General features: G+C 56.9%; 14 protein-coding genes. 8 read left to right on the top strand and 6 right to left on the bottom strand.

Annotated features, from left to right (window positions below; all coding sequences use genetic code 11):
- Positions 1-41 precede the first annotated feature (41 nt).
- The 4 genes from WG219_18225 to WG219_18210 all read right to left on the bottom strand — a co-directional run bounded on the left by WG219_18225 (position 42) and on the right by WG219_18210 (position 5,296).
- The gene (locus WG219_18225; GenBank protein ID WXL25217.1) at positions 42-1,850 is read right to left on the bottom strand and encodes a molecular chaperone; all 1,809 of its coding nucleotides are present in this window, start codon (positions 1,848-1,850) and stop codon (positions 42-44) included.
- Positions 1,851-2,026: 176 nt separating this feature from the next.
- The gene (gene asd, locus WG219_18220) at positions 2,027-2,884 is read right to left on the bottom strand and encodes an archaetidylserine decarboxylase (GenBank protein WXL25216.1); all 858 of its coding nucleotides are present in this window, start codon (positions 2,882-2,884) and stop codon (positions 2,027-2,029) included.
- A gap of 26 nt (positions 2,885-2,910) precedes the next feature.
- The gene (locus WG219_18215) at positions 2,911-3,726 is read right to left on the bottom strand and encodes a rhodanese-like domain-containing protein (protein ID WXL25215.1); all 816 of its coding nucleotides are present in this window, start codon (positions 3,724-3,726) and stop codon (positions 2,911-2,913) included.
- 55 nt (positions 3,727-3,781) lie between these two features.
- Positions 3,782-5,296 (bottom strand): HDOD domain-containing protein, encoded by a 1,515-nt coding sequence (locus tag WG219_18210; GenBank protein ID WXL25214.1) that lies wholly within the window; start codon positions 5,294-5,296, stop codon positions 3,782-3,784.
- A 121-nt stretch (positions 5,297-5,417) separates the two neighbouring features.
- On the opposite strand from WG219_18210, the gene motA reads away from it, so the two are divergent.
- On the top strand, positions 5,418-6,269 hold the full coding sequence (gene motA, locus WG219_18205; GenBank protein WXL25213.1) for a flagellar motor stator protein MotA: 852 nt from the start codon (positions 5,418-5,420) through the stop codon (positions 6,267-6,269).
- A gap of 8 nt (positions 6,270-6,277) precedes the next feature.
- Positions 6,278-7,261, top strand: a complete 984-nt coding sequence (gene motB, locus WG219_18200; GenBank protein WXL25212.1) for a flagellar motor protein MotB — start codon at positions 6,278-6,280, stop codon at positions 7,259-7,261.
- 43 nt (positions 7,262-7,304) lie between these two features.
- Here the strand turns inward: motB and rsgA are convergent, their stop codons facing one another.
- A complete protein-coding gene (gene rsgA / locus WG219_18195) occupies positions 7,305-8,339 on the bottom strand; it encodes a small ribosomal subunit biogenesis GTPase RsgA (GenBank protein ID WXL25211.1) in 1,035 nt (344 codons plus the stop codon).
- Between the two features lie 117 nt (positions 8,340-8,456).
- Here rsgA and WG219_18190 point away from each other — a divergent pair, with 117 nt between their 5' ends.
- A complete protein-coding gene (locus tag WG219_18190; protein WXL25210.1) occupies positions 8,457-9,230 on the top strand; it encodes a class I SAM-dependent methyltransferase in 774 nt (257 codons plus the stop codon).
- Positions 9,231-9,270: 40 nt separating this feature from the next.
- A complete protein-coding gene (orn, locus tag WG219_18185; GenBank protein ID WXL25209.1) occupies positions 9,271-9,813 on the top strand; it encodes an oligoribonuclease in 543 nt (180 codons plus the stop codon).
- Between the two features lie 114 nt (positions 9,814-9,927).
- Here the strand turns inward: orn and queG are convergent, their stop codons facing one another.
- Positions 9,928-10,989 carry a tRNA epoxyqueuosine(34) reductase QueG gene (queG, locus tag WG219_18180; GenBank protein ID WXL25208.1) on the bottom strand — a complete coding sequence of 354 codons (1,062 nt, stop codon included), beginning with the start codon at positions 10,987-10,989 and terminating at the stop codon, positions 9,928-9,930.
- Positions 10,990-11,048: 59 nt separating this feature from the next.
- Here queG and WG219_18175 point away from each other — a divergent pair, with 59 nt between their 5' ends.
- Genes WG219_18175 through mutL form a run of 4 tightly spaced genes read left to right on the top strand, consistent with a single transcriptional unit; the run spans position 11,049 to position 16,331 of the window.
- The gene (locus WG219_18175; protein ID WXL25207.1) at positions 11,049-12,548 is read left to right on the top strand and encodes an NAD(P)H-hydrate dehydratase; all 1,500 of its coding nucleotides are present in this window, start codon (positions 11,049-11,051) and stop codon (positions 12,546-12,548) included.
- Positions 12,536-13,006, top strand: a complete 471-nt coding sequence (gene tsaE, locus WG219_18170; GenBank protein WXL25206.1) for a tRNA (adenosine(37)-N6)-threonylcarbamoyltransferase complex ATPase subunit type 1 TsaE — start codon at positions 12,536-12,538, stop codon at positions 13,004-13,006. The genes WG219_18175 and tsaE overlap by 13 nt, the downstream gene beginning before the upstream one ends.
- A gap of 35 nt (positions 13,007-13,041) precedes the next feature.
- On the top strand, positions 13,042-14,436 hold the full coding sequence (locus WG219_18165) for an N-acetylmuramoyl-L-alanine amidase (protein ID WXL28038.1): 1,395 nt from the start codon (positions 13,042-13,044) through the stop codon (positions 14,434-14,436).
- A complete protein-coding gene (mutL, locus tag WG219_18160; protein WXL25205.1) occupies positions 14,433-16,331 on the top strand; it encodes a DNA mismatch repair endonuclease MutL in 1,899 nt (632 codons plus the stop codon). Before WG219_18165 ends, mutL begins: the two co-directional genes overlap by 4 nt.
- The last annotated feature ends 11 nt before the right edge of the window (positions 16,332-16,342 follow it).

Raw genomic sequence — 16,342 nt, 5'->3', positions numbered from 1 at the left:
AGTTGCCGCGAAGAGGCGACAAACGGTAGGTTTTTGGCAATCTACAGCGACTTCCAGAGTGAGTCAAAATCTTCCTTGCCTGCTTTACCGTCGTGAGCCGAGATTGTCCCGGGGCTATCTGGCATTTCGTCATTGAGCACGGTGACTTGGTAATCAAACTGGTTAAAGCTACCGGTACTGGTCAGGCGTTGTTTCAAGACCGCACGATGCTCGTTACCGTTGATATTGATGTTCACCTTGCTGCCTTCCTGAAAAGGGATGCGCGGAACAATCAGGCTGGCTGGGCGTGAAATGATGCTGATCTCCGGCAGCAGTAGGGCACGCATATATTGGCTGTTGCTGTCGCCGTTACGCAGCAGTTGCAGGCCGCATGCCTGAGCTTGTGGAGCAATCAATTCAATACCCATTTGGGTGCCGCCACCGCGCACTTGGCGGATCCAGCGCACCACGGCAATGCTCCAGCTGTCCTGACGTTGGCTTCGAATGCCGAGCAATTCACCAGCTTGCAACTGGTTAGGAACTTCGCGAGGCCAGGCCAGGCAGTATCCGCCTGGGCTGATGTTAACGATAGACACCTCGTGGGTCGGATAACTTGCTGCTTGCTGTTGATACAGTGCTGACTTGTTGTCGTCATCGGGTTTGCTGTACTGGATTTCCTCGAAGGGAAGGCTCTCTTCCAGTCCATCAGCTTTCTTGGTGTCGAAGGCGTCAGCCCAGATATCCGAGTCACCTTTCTGCACAGTGAACACAGCCGCATTGCTGAGCTTGGCTTGCTGTAGCACATCATTAAACAAGCGCTGTCCAGCTAAGTAGTAATGCAGGGCGCTCATGCCCAAGCATAGCGTTAGCGTGCCTTGGCTTTGGGTGCGCTGGAAGGTGCGTTCGGCGATATCGCCCCAAGCGGCTGCCAGCTGTTGCAGCATGTCCAGGCTGATGCTGTTGGGCACGTGCAGGCGCGACTGTGCTCGTTGATCAGCGTTTAATTGCAGATGCTCATTGATGGCATCTACCAACGCCGAGGGGTCAATACCCACCGCATCGTTCAACTCGCCCGCTGCAAACTGTGCTGTGTAGCGCGGCGGGGTGTCTTGGGCTGGGTTGATTGCAAACAGGCTGGATGCAATTTGGCCTGATTGCAGGGTTACCAATGTGCCCCAGAGCTCCAATATCTGGGCCAGTTGGGCAATTGTGCTCTGGCGCAATTGGTTGCAGCGTGAACAGCCCAGCATCAGGGCGACCACATAGCTTTGCTCGCAGCTCAAGCTTTGTGTGTGGTGGGCCTGGGGATCACGAACCGGAGTTTTGTGCAGGTTTTGGGAGCGGGCAATCTGGTAAAGCAGGTGCATCTCCAGCCACAAACCTTCCGGTACCGGACAATACAGTTGGCTGGCGCGGACCAATGGGCCGCACAGGCTGTGGATGGCACGCTGCAGGGCGACTGTCAGTAAAGATTGAGTGTCCTTGGTGACCTGCCCACCCAAGTTGACAACAATAAGTTTGTAACCGATAGCTAAGTGGTGCTGTAGGGCCTGGCAGAGGTTAGCGACCTTGCGTGGGCGTTCATCCAAGACAATGGCTTGGTTGACGAAGTGTTTTTCCAGCTGATTACAGACGAAAAAGATTTCCGGACGCAGCAGTTCAAGCATTTGCAGACGGTTTTCCGGGGTGGTCTGCAACTGGTTGATTTCAAGTAGGGCCTGATAGAGCTGGCGAGCGCTTTCTCCCACGTTGGCTTTAGGGAGGCCATCAATCCACTTTTTTACATTTCGCGGTATTGCATCGCAAAAACTCAGGGACTGTTTGCTGGGCGTCGTAATGCGTAGAAGGGCGAGCGCGTTAAGTTTATCCATTGATGCCGGATGCTCCCGCGTTGGGGCTGGTGGATCTGATAATGCGTGACTGTAGCATCATAATGCCTCTATCGCAGCCAGGGGCGACATAGCGCGTTATGTTGGGGCAGGCAGAGGGCGCAGGGTGAGCGTTGCAGACATCAGGCAGGCTAATTGCTGCCTGATGTCTGGGACAATCAGTTGCTGCTGGCCAGCAGTTGACCCATTTGCACCGGGCTGTTGGCAGACAGTGACTCGGCCCACTTCACTTGTTCAGGGCCGAATAGAACAATCGCGGTTGAACCCAGTTTGAAACGGCCCAGTTCGGCCCCTTTCTCCAGGGTAATGGGGCCACGGGCTGCTTCGTCATAGCGGAAAGTTTTCAGCTCGCGCTTAGGCGGAGTTACCAGGCCCGCCCAGACGGTTTCAATGGACGCAACGATCATCGCTCCGACCAGTACAACGGCCATTGGGCCGCGTTCGGTATCGAACAGGCAAACAACGCGCTCATTACGGGCAAACAGCTCCGGTACGTTTTCAGCGGTGGTTTGATTGACCGAGAACAGACGGCCGGGCACATACACCATTTCGCGCAGTGTGCCAGCCAGAGGCATGTGCACGCGGTGGTAGTCCTTCGGTGACAGATAGACGGTGGCGAAATCGCCGCCCATGAACTGTGCAGCACGCTCGGTGTCGCCGCCCAGCAGCTCAATCACGCTAAAGCTGTGGCCTTTGGCTTGAAAGACGCGGCCTTGCTCAATCTTGCCCAACTGGCTGATGGCGCCGTCGGCCGGGCACAGGATCGCGCCGGGGGTGGTGTCCAGCGGGCGGGCACCTTCTTTCAGGGCGCGGGTAAAGAAGTCGTTGAAGTGGGCATAGGCGGTCGGGTCTTCAACCTGCGCTTCGCTCATATTCACTTGATACTGTTTGGCGAACCAGTTGATCAGCGGGTTCTTCAGCCAGCCGATACGGCACTCAGCCACGAACCCGATCAGGCGTGAAAGCAGGTGGTGTGGCAGCAAGTACTGGCTGATGATAAACAGACGGTCTTTCATATGGTTTCCTTAAATGACGCTTTGTTTCAGCGTTCGACCGGAGTATCCGGGTGGTTGCCCCATTCGCCCCAGGAACCGGCATAAGCCTTGATCCGGGGATAGCCCAGCGCTTTGGCTGCTACATAAGTAAAGCCAGAACGGCGATGGGTTTGGCAGTGGGTAATGATTTCTTTATCTGGCGTAATACCAAGGGCGGTGAGTTGCTCCTGCAAATCGGTTCGGATACGCAGTGCACGGCTTTTATCCATGCCAGCAGTCCACTCAAAGTTGACCGCGCCAGGGATGTGGCCAGCCTTTTGAGCCAGCACCTTTTCGCCGTTGAACTCCTCGGGAGCGCGGGCATCCCAAATCACCAGGTCGTCTGCGCCAAGGCGGCTTAGGACATACTCGCGAGTGGCGCTTGGCTCCTCGTGCAGGTGCAGTGTGACTGGCGCCTGGCCTTTTGGCGGTGTCTCGGTGCTCAGGGTGCCGACATCCTCGAGCCAAGCGTGCAGGCCGCCGTTGAGGAAGTGATAGCGGTTATGGCCGATGACATCCAGCATCCAGATAAAACGGCCTGCCCAGCCACCGCCTTCGTCGTCATAGACAACATAGGTCGCGTCAGCATGGTGCCCTAGTTCGCTGAACAGCTGCTCAAGTTGATCCTTAGCGGGTAGCAGTCCCGGCGCGGGCGGTTGGCCGAACTGCGTACGTTTCGGTTCAACAAAGTGAGCGCCGGGGATATGGCCTTGGGCATAACGCTGCGCGTTGGTCAGATCAACCAGAATCAGGCCGGGCGTGTCCAGACGACTGGCCAGCTGTTCGGGCTCAATCAGTAGTGGCAAGTCAGCAAAGTTACTCATGCCGGGCCTCAATATGATTTCAGAAAATGGTTGGGCTCGGATTGTAACGGAAAGCCTAGCGTCCCCGGTTGGCAAAATTGGTCAGGGCGCGCTCAATGCATTGCACCGTTTTGCTAAAGGTTTGCATATCGCTATCACCGAGCGGTTGGCCGTCTTGATCCGCCACGATCAGCATCACGACACGGTTGTTGGCGGCGATGGAGCGCAGTAGCCAGTGTTCGCTTGGGAACAGACTTTTTAATGCGCCTGGGAGCAGGGCGGAGAATTTGGCGACATTAGCGGGTGTCAGGCGCAGCTGTCGTGGTTCTTCCAGCAAGCCCCGTAATACTTGGCTCTGTTGTGGAGCCAAGGCCATGCCGACACAGGCTTTATCCAGTCCTGTCTGTTGTTGGGCCTGTAGGCGAGAGTGCTGCCGGTCAGCGAGAAACAGCAGAATGCGGGTGAAACCGCCTGCTTTCAGTGCTTGGTTAGCGGTGTCAGTTAGTTGCAGTACATTGCTGAACTGGGTTGGGTTGGCCAGCAGTTGTAAGCACAGTTGGCGCCATTCTTGGCTCAGTTCCACTTTGCTGTGCTTGACGATGGCTTGCAGGCGACGCTCAGGCCAAGGCCAGAGCAACGATTCGGCTGGGTGCCAGAGGCCGGTTCGTGCATGTTGCCGGGCACTGTTGACGGCATTCTGGTGCACCAGCTGCTGTAAGTCAGTGAGGGGCACTTTGAGGAATAGGCTGGTCAGGCGCTGCCAGCGGAGGTTGTGGTCGCTGTTCCAGGCGTAATGTGCAGAAATCGCCAAGCCGTTGGCCAGCAGGATGCTGTTGGCAGGTTGAGTCAGCCAGCGGCAAAGTGACGCATCGGCGTCCAGGTTCTGCTGCTGCCTCAAGGGGTTGTCACTGTCGCGGGCCAGATGCAGTGCTTTGACCAGCAGGCGGCGGTCATTCAGCAGCAGGCGATAGCCCTGGATGATCCAGTCGGGCAGTTGCCAGTGCTCACTTAGGGCTAGGCAAAGGGTAAGCAGCGGCATGCCCAGCAGTTCCTGCTCAACCCGGCTTGCCGGTTCTTTGTTGATAAGGATGCGTTGTTCCCAGGCCTCAAACAGTTCAGGCTTGTGTGCAACCAGTACCCATACGGGGGCTAAGAACAGCAGCGACCCCCAGTGAATTTCCTGCCACAAACGCGCTAAGCGCGCCGAGAATAAGCCGCTGGCCTGTTGGCTGGCATGCAGGCTGATCAGTTGTATCTGGCGCAGCGCTGGTGGTAGTGCAGTTTCAGCGGCAGTCGGGAGTTGGCTCAGTAGGGCTTCTGCGCGCTTAAGGCCAAGGCGGTTAAGGGCCGCCTCAAGGCTTTCGGTCTTGTTACTGAGCGTGCTGGTGCTGCGGTTGGCTTCGCGCAGTACCGCCAGTGCCAGAGCGGGACAATGGCTCATGAGTTCGGCCAGTTCGCGCATGGAGCAGTTGCTGTCCATCAGGCCGCGGCGCATTTTCTGCACGCTTTCTGAAGAAGCGGGTAATAAAGGGGTGTCCAGCTGCTTGAGCCAGTCGGTCAATGTGCGCGGCGTATGGGGAGAATTTGGCATACAAGTGTCACAGACTGGCTTTTTGATCTTAACTGGCTATAGTCTCGCGCAAAACTCCCGATAAATAGAAGGGTTGTTTGCTGCTTCGCCTACTACATTCGTCCGGATAAGTCGTTTTTTTATGGTAAAAATCATTGGCATTATTGTCGTTTTCGTCGGAGTCATCGGAGGGTTTATCCTCTCTGGCGGCCAATTTATGGCTTTGGTGCACCCGTTCGAAATCATGATTATCGGCGGCGCGGCTTTGGGGGCCTTTTTGCAGGCTAACCCCAGCAACATGTTTATGCGGGTGTTTAAAAAGTCCCTGAGCATGTTCAGTTCGCGCTTTACGCAGCAGTACTACCTGGATGTGCTCAAGCTGCTTTACGAGATTCTCAATAAGAGTCGTCGTGAGGGCATGATGGCCATTGAGGCTGACATCGAAGACCCGGCAGCCAGCCCGATTTTCAGTAAGTACCCGGTTATTCTCAAAGATGAGCAGATGACGGCGTTCATCTGCGATTACCTGCGCATTATGTCCTCCGGCAATATGGCTCCCCATGAGTTGGAGGGGCTGTTCGATATGGAAATTGCCAGTATTAAAGAGGAACTCGAACATCCTTCCCATGCCGTGACCAAAGTGGCAGATGGTATGCCGGCCATGGGTATCGTGGCCGCGGTGCTGGGGATTGTAATCACCATGTCGATCTTGGCTGAGGCGGACAACGCAGAGATCGGCTACAAAGTTGGCTCGGCGTTGGTGGGGACGTTCTTGGGTATTCTGGCCTCCTACGGGTTCTTTGCACCGCTAGCGGGCTCGTTGGAGCACGATGCCAAAGAGGAAGTAAACGTCTACGAAGCCATTAAGGCGGGACTGGTCGCATCCGCCTCTGGCATGCCTCCATCTCTTGCCGTTGAGTTCTCTCGTAAAGTGCTATATCCCGCCCACCGCCCGACTTTTGCCGAGCTTGAGCAGGCAATGCGTGGGGGCTGAGGCTGAGCATGGAAAATAATCAGCCGATAATCGTCAAACGGGTCAAGAAATCTGCTGGCGGCCACCATGGTGGTGCCTGGAAGATTGCCTTCGCCGACTTTGCCACGGCTATGATGGCGTTCTTTCTGGTTATGTGGCTGATGTCGTCGGCAACCCCTGAGCAGAAGAAGTTGATTTCCGGTTACTTTCAGGACCCGATCGGGTTTTCTGAGAGCGCCAGTCCCCATGTCATCGACTTGGGCGGCACGCCTGTGCCGTCGCCTGATCGCACGTTGAATGAAGAGATCAAGCCAACGGATGCTTCAGAGAGCAATCCCGGGGACATCGACAAGCTGCAAGCTGAGTCGATTGCCGAGGAAGTTGAGCGCGAGCGTCTGGAGTTGCTGCTTCAAGAGCTGCAAACCAAAGTCGACGAAAACCCTCAGGTGCAGAATTTCAAAGATCAGATTCTTTTTGAAATCACCCAGGACGGTTTGCGTATTCAAATTATGGATGCCGACAACAGGCCGATGTTTGCCTCTGGCAGTGCGCAATTACAGCCGTATTTTGAAGACATCCTATTGGCGATGACGGACACGATTTCTGCTGTACCAAACAAGATCAGCATCAGTGGCCATACTGATGCGCAACCGTATTCAGGGCGTGGCGGTTATGGTAACTGGGACTTGTCAGCAGACCGGGCTAACGCCGCGCGACGGGTGTTGGTTGCCGGCGGATATGATGATGCTCAGGTGGCTCGCGTAGTGGGGTATGGCTCGTCGGCACTGTTTGACCGCAAAAAACCACTTAACCCGATCAACCGGCGCATTGATATCGTCGTTTTGACCAAAAAGGCTGAGCGCGCCATTGATGGTGAGAGCAGTCGTTCTGAAGAGGCCGCAACTGAGCAAGCGGCTCCGGCTACAGCGCCAGGTTCTGACCAGCCATTGCCCAAGGAACAGCTCAAAGAGAAGTTGAACATCTTTGAAGAGGGCGTGTTGAAATTCGACTGACGCTCAGCGTTTAGCAAAAGGCCGCGATTATCGCGGCCTTTGTCTATCGGTATTCCGGTTCTGGCAGGCTGGCGACGATGTGCCGGTAGCTGGCAATACGCTGCGGATGCACGCGACCTTCCTCCAGGGCCTTAAGCAAGGCGCAGCCCGGCTCACGATCATGTTTGCAGTCACGGAAGCGGCAACGTCCGATCAGTTCGCTAAATTCGATAAAGCCTGCCTCGACATCATCCCTGCTGACATGAACCAAGCCAAACTCGCGAATGCCGGGGGAGTCGATCAACTCGCCGCCGCCCGGAAAGTGGAATAAACGCGCTGTTGTGGTGGTGTGGGTCCCCTTACCAGTCAACTCTGAGAGCGCCCCGACTCGCGTATCCACGCCCGGCAGCAGGCTGTTAACGAGGGAGGACTTGCCGACACCGGACTGCCCGACAAACACGCTGACATGGCCATCCAACTGTTTCTTAAGCTGTTCCATGCCATCACCTTGATGGGCGGACACTTCCAGCAGCGGATATCCCAACTGGCGGTAGACACCAAGCATTTCATGCAGGGCGGGGCCGTTCTGCTCATCGACCAGATCAGCCTTATTCAGCAGCAGTAACGGGCGAATACCAGCATGCTCAGCTGCCACCAAGTAGCGGTCGATTAGGTTGGCGTGGGGCTCGGGCAGCGGCGCGAAGACGATCACCAGCAGGTCGACGTTGGCCGCAACCGGTTTTAGTTGGCCGCGGATGTCGGGGCGGCACAGCTCGCTGTTGCGTGGCAGTTGCGCCACGATAACGCCAATGCCTTGATTGCCGGCACGCCAGACAACCTTGTCACCGGTGACAAGGCTGGGCAGGTTGGCCCTTAGGTGGCAACGGAAGACCTGGCCAGCTAAGTCGCCGTCCAGCGCCTCTACTTCGACCTGCACGCCAAAGTGGGCGATGACTAAGCCGAACTGCTCCGGGCCTAGATCGCCCCCCTCAAGAATTTGCAGCGCTTGCGACTCGCGCTTGGCCGCGCGGGCGGCGCGCTCGCTCTGAACTTTTTCGATACGCCAGTTTTGCCGGCGGTTGAGTTGGCGTTTGGCCATGGATTTTCCGAAAGGTTGTATGCGCAATAAACAGACGCGAGTCTAGCACGGGCTGCCTGTTGCGCTGTGGTTGCAGCTAAACTGGGCGGATTATTGGCCGTGCGCTGGGGCGCTCAGATGTTAAAGCGGTTGATGCAGTATCCGGCGGTACGGGCTTTGTTCGCTCAATGCCTGGCCTGTGTGTTTGTTGGCGTTTTGGTGTATCTCGCAGCCCAGCTCTCGTCCTGGCGTCCGCCCATTATGGCTGCAGGCCTATTGCAGGGGCTTGTTGCTGCCATTCTGGGACGCTACTTGGGGCTGTCGCGCTGGTGGTTGGCAATTAATCTGCTGTTTGTGCCGGCGTTATTGCTCAGCCGGGGCGCTGAGCTGCCCTCGTGGCTATTTCTGGCCGGGTTTGCACTGCTATTGCTGCTTAATTGGAATAGCGTCGTCGAGCGAGTGCCGTTGTACCTCAGCGGTGCGTCGACCCGTCAGGCACTGATTCGCTTGTTGCAGCAACAACCTGCAGGTTTTCGCTTTATTGATTTGGGCTGCGGGCCAGGGGGCGCGCTGTTGGCGTTGGCAAAAGCCTTTCCTCATGCTCAGTTTGTGGGGGTGGAAACGGCGCCACTGTCGTTCGCCCTGGCCTGGCTGCGTGCTTGTCGTCAGCCGAACTGCCAGATTCGTTTCCAAAACCTCTGGCGTACCGATTTGTCCTCATTCGACGTGGTGTATTGCTTTTTGTCCCCGGCGCCGATGGCACCGATCTGGAATAAAGCGCAGGAGCAGATGCGCACCGGCAGCTTACTGATCAGCAATAGTTTTGAAGTGGCTGGGCAACCTGCTGGTCAGGTGATTGAAGTAGGTGACTTACGCGGCTCGCGTTTGCTGATCTGGCAGATGCAGCGTTGATTAATTCGCTAAACTGTCTGCCTTAGCCGAGGAGCACAGCATGCAGAATGCAAACAACCTGATCTGGATTGACCTTGAAATGACCGGTCTGGAGCCTGAGACCGATGTCATCATCGAAATGGCCACCATCGTCACCGACAGCGACTTGAATATCCTGGCAGAGGGGCCGGTCATTGCCGTGCACCAGAGCGATGAAAAATTGGCGGCCATGGACGAGTGGAACACCCGCACCCACGGTGACAGCGGCCTGACTCAGCGTGTACGTGAGAGCAAGATCAGCCAAGCTGAGGCTGAAGCGATGACCATCGCGTTTCTGGAGAAGTGGGTGCCGAAGGGTAAGTCGCCGATCTGCGGCAATAGCATCGGTCAGGACCGCCGTTTCCTCTACAAGTACATGCCGACCTTGGAGTCTTATTTCCATTACCGCTACCTGGATGTGTCAACCCTGAAGATCCTGGCTGGCATGTGGGCGCCGCAGGTGAAGGATTCCTTCCAGAAACAAGGCACCCATCAGGCGCTAGACGATATCCGTGAGTCGATTGCTGAGCTGAAGCACTACCGGCAGCACTTTCTTAAGGTTTGATGTAACGAATAAAAGCCCGCTGATGCGGGCTTTTGTTTGGGGGAGCTCCCCCCGGATTACACCTGCGGCTAATCCATTCTCGAGCTCTGCGGTTAACGTAAAGAAATTGGCGGCTCAAAACCCATGCTGTGCCAATGCCCATTGCACGTGCTCTTGCACGAGTTCTGACGGATAGTCGAGGCGTGACTTGAGCGCTTCGATCACCGGAATCGTCGATGGGGCATTGCCCAGCCCGATTGCCAGATTGCGCAGCCAGCGCTCATATCCGGCCCGGCGCAAGGGCGAGCCTTCTGTGCGACTGAGGAATTCATCTTCCGTCCAGCAAAACAGCTCGGCCAGCTCAGCGTTGTCCAGATTGTGGCGGGGCATAAAGTCGCGTTGCTCGGTCGGCCGGGCAAAACGGTTCCATGGGCAGACAATCTGGCAGTCGTCGCAACCAAACACTCGGTTGCCCATGGGTTTGCGCAGATCAACGGGAATGGGGCCTTTGAGCTCGATGGTGAGATAAGAGATGCAGCGGCGGGCATCCAGCACTTGAGCGCCAACAAAGGCTTCGGTTGGGCAGATATCCATGCAGGCGCTACAGCGGCCGCAGTGTTCGCTGTTGTGGGCTTCATCCACGGGAAGCGGCAGGTCGACAAACAACTCGCCGAGAAAGAAATAGCTGCCCGCTTTGCGGTTGATAACCAACGTATTTTTACCGATCCAGCCCAGCCCAGCTTGCTGCGCGATGGCCTTTTCCAGTACCGGGGCGCTGTCGACGAAGGCGCGATAGCCGAATGGGCCAATCGTTTGCTGTATGCGCTCGGCCAGTTGTTGCAGGCGTTTGCGGATCAGCTTGTGATAGTCACGACCGAGGGCATAACGGGAAACGTAGGCTTTTTCGGGCTCGGTCAGGCGTTGCGCCATTTGCGTGTCGCCGGGCAGGTAATCCATGCGTAGAGAGACGACGCGCAGGGTTCCTGGCACTAACTCGGCAGGGCGTGAGCGCTTATTGCCATGCGCAGCCATGTAATCCATTTCGCCGTGATAGCCCGCGTCTAGCCAGCGTTGCAGGTGTGCTTCGTGCTCCCCGAGGTCAACGCCGCTGATTCCGACTTGTTGAAAACCCAACTCGCGGCCCCAGTCCTTGATGGATTGGGCGAGGGTTTCAAGGTTTAGCACAGGAGTGTTCATACAATTCGGGTAAGCGCGGCTGAGGTGGGTATAATTCTGCCAGACAACGGAGCCAACGCATGCCGCATTCTCCAGACAATCTTCCTTTGCCTCTTTATAGCGCTGCTCAAGTCCGCGAGCTGGACGCACGGCTGATCGCGGCCGGGACCCCAGGTTTTGAATTGATGAAGCGGGCAGCCAGCGTGATCTGGGATGCCATCCAGCAGCGCTGGCCGCGTGTCGCTGAGCTGACGGTGTTGGCTGGGCGAGGTAATAACGCGGGTGATGGCTATCTGGTCGCCAGGCTGGCATTGGACTCAGGTTGGTCGGTGCGTGTGCTGGCAGTCGCTGAACCCGCACAGTTGCAGGGTGATGCTGCTCTGGCACGGGATGACGCCATTGCCGCGGGTGTAAGCGTGACGCCTTGGCATGCTGATGCCGAACTCCGGGGTGTGGTAGTCGATGGGCTGCTGGGTACGGGCCTGAATGGGCCTGTGCGCGCGCCCTATGAACAGGCTATCGCACAGGTAAATGAGGCGGGCCTGCCCGTTGTGGCGGTGGATATTCCATCCGGGCTGTGTGCCGATACAGGTAGTGTGCTGGGTGTTGCTGTTCAGGCGCAGTTGACCGTGACCTTGATCGGCCTGAAACTGGGTCTTTTTACCGGCCAAGCGGCCGAGTATGTCGGGCAATTGCAGTTTGCCGACCTAGGGGCAGATCCGTCCATTGTGGCAAGCCAGCCCTATAGCGCTCTGCGTCTAACAGAGCAGCGATTACCGCAGATGCCAGTCCGTAAAGCCACCACCCACAAAGGCCAGCTGGGTCACGTGCTGGTTGTGGCTGGTGACCGTGGCTACGCCGGTGCCGGGCTCTTGGCGTCGCAAAGTGCATTGCGCTCTGGCGCTGGGCTGGTGAGTTTGGCAACGCGTGGTGAGCATGTACTGGCATCGCAGAGCCGCATGCCTGAGGTCATGGCGTGCGCCATTGAGTCGGCTAACCAATTGCTTGCACTGGGGGCGGCCGCCAGCGTGTGGGTGGTTGGACCGGGTATGGGGCAGGGCGCCTGGGCGCGGAGCCTGCTGTCGGCGGCTTCAGTGAGTCCAGCTACGCAGGTGTGGGATGCTGATGCATTGAACCTGTTAGCGCAGGGTGTTGTCAGGTTGCCAGGGCGGGCGGTACTAACGCCCCATCCTGGTGAAGCAGCACGTTTGTTGGGTATTAGCAGTGCTGAGGTGCAGTCTGATCGCCCGAGGGCCGCCAGAGCGTTGGCCATGCGCTATGGTCAGGTATGTGTCCTAAAGGGGGCTGGCAGCTTCATAGCCACCCCGGACGGTGAACTGTGGTTGTGTGAGCGTGGTCATCCCGTAATGGCGGGCGCCGGGTTGGGTGATGTACTGGCAGGGTTGATCGGCAGTCTGCTGGCGCAGGGACTGTCGGCGGTGGAGGCGGCCTGTTTGGCGGTTTATCTGCATGCTTGCGCTGGTGAGCGTTTATCTGCCAAAGGCAGAGGCCTGGCGGCCAGTGATTTGTGTGCGGTGATAAGAGAATTAATGCAGGAGCATTCTGCGTGTCTGAAATAGAGCTGTTTGCAGCTGACGAGCCTGCGATGCTGGCGCTTGGGGCAAAAATTGCCGAAGTGACGGGTGGCGTTGGTGTGATTTATCTGCACGGCGATTTGGGTGCGGGCAAGACCACGTTGTCACGCGGGATCATTCGAGGGCTGGGGCATCAGGGGGCAGTCAAAAGTCCGACCTTTACCCTGGTTGAGCCTTATGAAATAGGCGCCGTGTGTGCCTATCACTTTGACCTGTATCGTCTGGTTGACCCAGAAGAACTTGAGTTCATGGGCATTCGTGACTATTTCGATGCCGATAACCTCTGTCTTGTAGAGTGGCCGCAGCGCGGCGAGGGCGTTTTGCCAAAGGCAGATGTGGACATTACCATTAGCCCGCATGGCGCTGGGCGGAGATTGCACCTGCGCGCCCACAGCGAGCGTGGCATTGCATGGTGCAGTGCCTTGGCGGGCGGGGCGAATTGATGATGGGGTTGGCTATGCGCAAAAGCGCACGTTTCATGGCTCTGGCAGTGGCTTTGTTCAGCCTTGCGTTTGAGGCTGTAGCTGCATCGGATGTGCGCAGCGTTCGTTTGTGGCGTGCACCCGACAATACTCGGCTGGTATTCGACCTCTCCGGCCCTGTACAGCACAGCGTATTTCAACTTGCTGCACCTAATCGCATCGTTATTGACGTTAATGGCGCCAAGTTGGCGACACGTTTGGATCAGCTCTCTTTGGCGAATACGCCGATCACTGGTGTGCGTTCAGCCCAACGCACTGCGGATGATTTGCGCGTAGTGATTGACTTAGCCAAGCCTGTTACCCCCAAGAGCTTCACGCTGGCACCTAACCAACAATATGGTCATCGTTTGGTTGTCGACTTGTTCGATCAGGATGCCGCTGCACCGACTACCCCGGCCAGCAACGTAGCGAGCAAACCGCAAGTCCCTGTCACACCAACCCAGGCACCACAAAAGCTGACACCGGTGCCGAATGGCAAGCGAGACATCGTCATTGCTATCGACGCGGGGCACGGTGGTGAAGACCCAGGCGCTCTTTCACCGATAAAAGGCCAATACGAGAAGCATGTCACACTGGCGATTGCCCGTGAGTTGCAACGTCAGATCAACGCTGAGCGAGGTTTCCGTGGTGAGCTGGTGCGTACCGGTGACTACTTTATCCCGCTGCGCAAACGGACTGAGATCGCCCGCAAAAAAGGTGCTGATCTGTTCGTCTCCATCCATGCGGATGCGGCCCCACGTTCATCAGCCTTTGGGGCGTCGGTGTATGCGCTGTCCGATCGTGGTGCTACCTCCGAAACCGCCCGTTGGCTGGCTGATGCTGAAAACCAGTCTGACTTGATTGGTGGCGTCGGGAACGTGAGCCTAGACGACAAAGACCGCATGTTGGCTGGGGTACTGCTCGACCTGTCGATGACGGCGTCCATGTCTTCCAGCCTCAATGTTGGTAACAAAGTATTGAGCAACATGGGGCGAGTGACTTCTCTGCACAAACGTCGTGTGGAGCAGGCTGGTTTTATGGTACTGAAATCCCCTGATATCCCCTCGATCCTCGTTGAAACTGGGTTTATTTCTAACCCGAATGAGGCCAAGAAGCTTGCTACTGCGAGCCACCAGCAAGCACTCAGTCGTTCGATTGTCTCGGGTGTTAAACAGTTCTTCCATGAGAACCCGCCTCCAGGTACTTACATTGCTTATCTGCGCGACAGCGGTCAGATCGCCATGGGGCCTAGGGAGCATGTAGTGACTTCTGGTGAGAGCTTGGCGTTGATTGCTCAGCGCTATCAGGTGCCTTTGGCTACGCTGCGCAGCGCTAATTCGTTGCGAAATGACGTGATTAAAGTTGGGCAGAAGTTGCAAATTCCCGCGACCGCTCTGGCGGCCCAGCCATGAGTGCAGAATCGCGTATTCAGTTGTTAAGCCCGCGTCTGGCTAACCAGATTGCGGCAGGTGAGGTGGTTGAGCGACCGGCTTCGGTGATCAAGGAGCTTCTTGAGAACAGTCTCGACTCAGGCGCCAAGCGCATTGAGGTGGATGTCGAGCAGGGTGGCATTAAACTGCTCAAGGTTCGTGATGATGGTGGCGGTATTCCTTCGGATGACCTGCCACTGGCACTGGCCCGCCATGCCACCAGCAAAATTCGTGACCTGGAAGACCTTGAGCATGTGATGAGTCTAGGTTTCCGGGGTGAGGCCTTGGCTTCAATCAGTTCAGTTTCCCGTCTGACTCTGACTTCGCGGACTGCCGATGCTGACCAAGCCTGGCAGGTAGAAACTGAGGGGCGTGACATGGAGGCTCGGGTGCAGCCAGCGGCTCATCCGGTGGGTACTTCGGTTGAGGTACGGGACCTCTTCTTCAATACACCAGCGCGCCGCAAGTTTCTCAAAACCGAGAAAACTGAGTTTGATCACCTGCAAGAGGTCATCAAGCGTTTGGCGCTGGCGCGGTTCGATGTGGCGTTCAACCTGCGCCACAACGGCAAGTCCATTCTGAACCTGCATGAAGCGCGGGATGAAGTCAGTCGTGCACGCCGTGTTGCGGCGGTCTGTGGCTCGGCTTTCCTTGAGCAGGCGTTGCCGATTGATATTGAGCGCAATGGTTTGCATCTCTGGGGTTGGGTTGGTTTACCGACCTTCTCCCGCAGTCAGGCGGATTTGCAGTATTTCTACGTCAATGGGCGCATGGTGCGCGACAAGTTGGTCGCTCATGCGGTGCGCCAAGCGTACCGGGATGTGTTGTTCAACGGACGTCATCCGACATTTGTGCTGTTCCTGGAGATTGATCCGGGTGTTGTGGATGTGAACGTCCACCCGACCAAGCATGAAGTGCGCTTCCGTGATAGTCGTATGGTTCATGACTTCCTCTACGGCACATTGCATCGTGCCTTGGGGGAGGTGCGTCCTGAGGATCAATTGGCGCCACCAGCTGCTGTGCATGAGGTGGTTAAGGTTACGGGAGCTGCTGCTGGGGAGTTCGGTCCACAGGGGGAGATCGGCCTGGCCGCCAGTTTGTTGGAGGCTACCCCGTCTGCGACACCTCCTGCTTGGCGCTCGGCTGGGGCGGGCTATCAAGCGCCGCGACCTGCGCCGGTGCTGCCGGCAGAAGAAAGTAAGGGTGCCTACCGTGAGTTCTTTGCGCCGCTGAACTCGTCAGCGCCTAAGGCTGTTTCGGCTGCTTCGCCTTTGCCTGAAGCTCAGGGTGACATTCCGCCTCTGGGCTATGCCATTGCGCAGCTCAAGGGGGTCTACATTCTTGCTGAGAATGTTCAGGGTATGGTGCTGGTTGATATGCATGCCGCGCATGAACGTATCACCTATGAGCGCCTGAAAGTGGCTATGGCCAGCGAAGGCTTGCGTGGTCAGCCATTGCTGGTGCCGGAATCGATAGCGGTCAGTCAGCGTGAAGCCGACTGTGCAGAGGAGCATGCGGAGTGGTTCCAGAAACTGGGCTTTGAACTTCAGCGTCTGGGGCCGGAAACCTTGGCTATCCGGCAGATACCCGCTTTGCTCAAACAGGCTGAAGCAACCCGCTTAGTGCAGGACGTTTTGGGTGATCTTCTAGAGTATGGCACCACCGATCGGATTCAGGCTCATCTGAACGAGCTGCTGGCGACCATGGCCTGCCATGGCGCAGTGCGCGCCAATCGGCGACTGACCCTGCCTGAGATGAACGCGTTGCTACGCGATATGGAAAGCACCGAGCGCAGTGGTCAGTGCAACCATGGCCGTCCTACTTGGACGCAATTGGGCATGGATGATCTGGATAAGCTGTTCATGCGTGGCCGTTGAGTCGCGACACC

This window comes from Pseudomonas mendocina (assembly GCA_037482215.1).
GTDB lineage: Bacteria > Pseudomonadota > Gammaproteobacteria > Pseudomonadales > Pseudomonadaceae > Aquipseudomonas > Aquipseudomonas mendocina_E.
The sequence above is the reverse complement of the archived record's forward strand: the minus strand, read 5'-3'. Positions and strand labels throughout refer to the sequence as shown.

Excerpts from the sequence above, each read along its gene's own strand:
- rsgA (WXL25211.1), bottom strand. The coding sequence starts at position 8,339 with ATGGCCAAACGCCAACTCAACCGCCGGCAAAACTGGCGTATCGAAAAA.
- queG (WXL25208.1), bottom strand. The coding sequence starts at position 10,989 with ATGAACACTCCTGTGCTAAACCTTGAAACCCTCGCCCAATCCATCAAG.
- motB (WXL25212.1), top strand. The coding sequence starts at position 6,278 with ATGGAAAATAATCAGCCGATAATCGTCAAACGGGTCAAGAAATCTGCT.
- WG219_18210 (WXL25214.1), bottom strand. The coding sequence starts at position 5,296 with ATGCCAAATTCTCCCCATACGCCGCGCACATTGACCGACTGGCTCAAG.
- motA (WXL25213.1), top strand. The coding sequence starts at position 5,418 with ATGGTAAAAATCATTGGCATTATTGTCGTTTTCGTCGGAGTCATCGGA.
- WG219_18175 (WXL25207.1), top strand. The coding sequence starts at position 11,049 with ATGCCGCATTCTCCAGACAATCTTCCTTTGCCTCTTTATAGCGCTGCT.
- WG219_18165 (WXL28038.1), top strand. The coding sequence starts at position 13,042 with ATGGCTCTGGCAGTGGCTTTGTTCAGCCTTGCGTTTGAGGCTGTAGCT.
- orn (WXL25209.1), top strand. The coding sequence starts at position 9,271 with ATGCAGAATGCAAACAACCTGATCTGGATTGACCTTGAAATGACCGGT.
- asd (WXL25216.1), bottom strand. The coding sequence starts at position 2,884 with ATGAAAGACCGTCTGTTTATCATCAGCCAGTACTTGCTGCCACACCAC.
- WG219_18190 (WXL25210.1), top strand. The coding sequence starts at position 8,457 with ATGTTAAAGCGGTTGATGCAGTATCCGGCGGTACGGGCTTTGTTCGCT.
- mutL (WXL25205.1), top strand. The coding sequence starts at position 14,433 with ATGAGTGCAGAATCGCGTATTCAGTTGTTAAGCCCGCGTCTGGCTAAC.
- WG219_18225 (WXL25217.1), bottom strand. The coding sequence starts at position 1,850 with ATGGATAAACTTAACGCGCTCGCCCTTCTACGCATTACGACGCCCAGC.
- WG219_18215 (WXL25215.1), bottom strand. The coding sequence starts at position 3,726 with ATGAGTAACTTTGCTGACTTGCCACTACTGATTGAGCCCGAACAGCTG.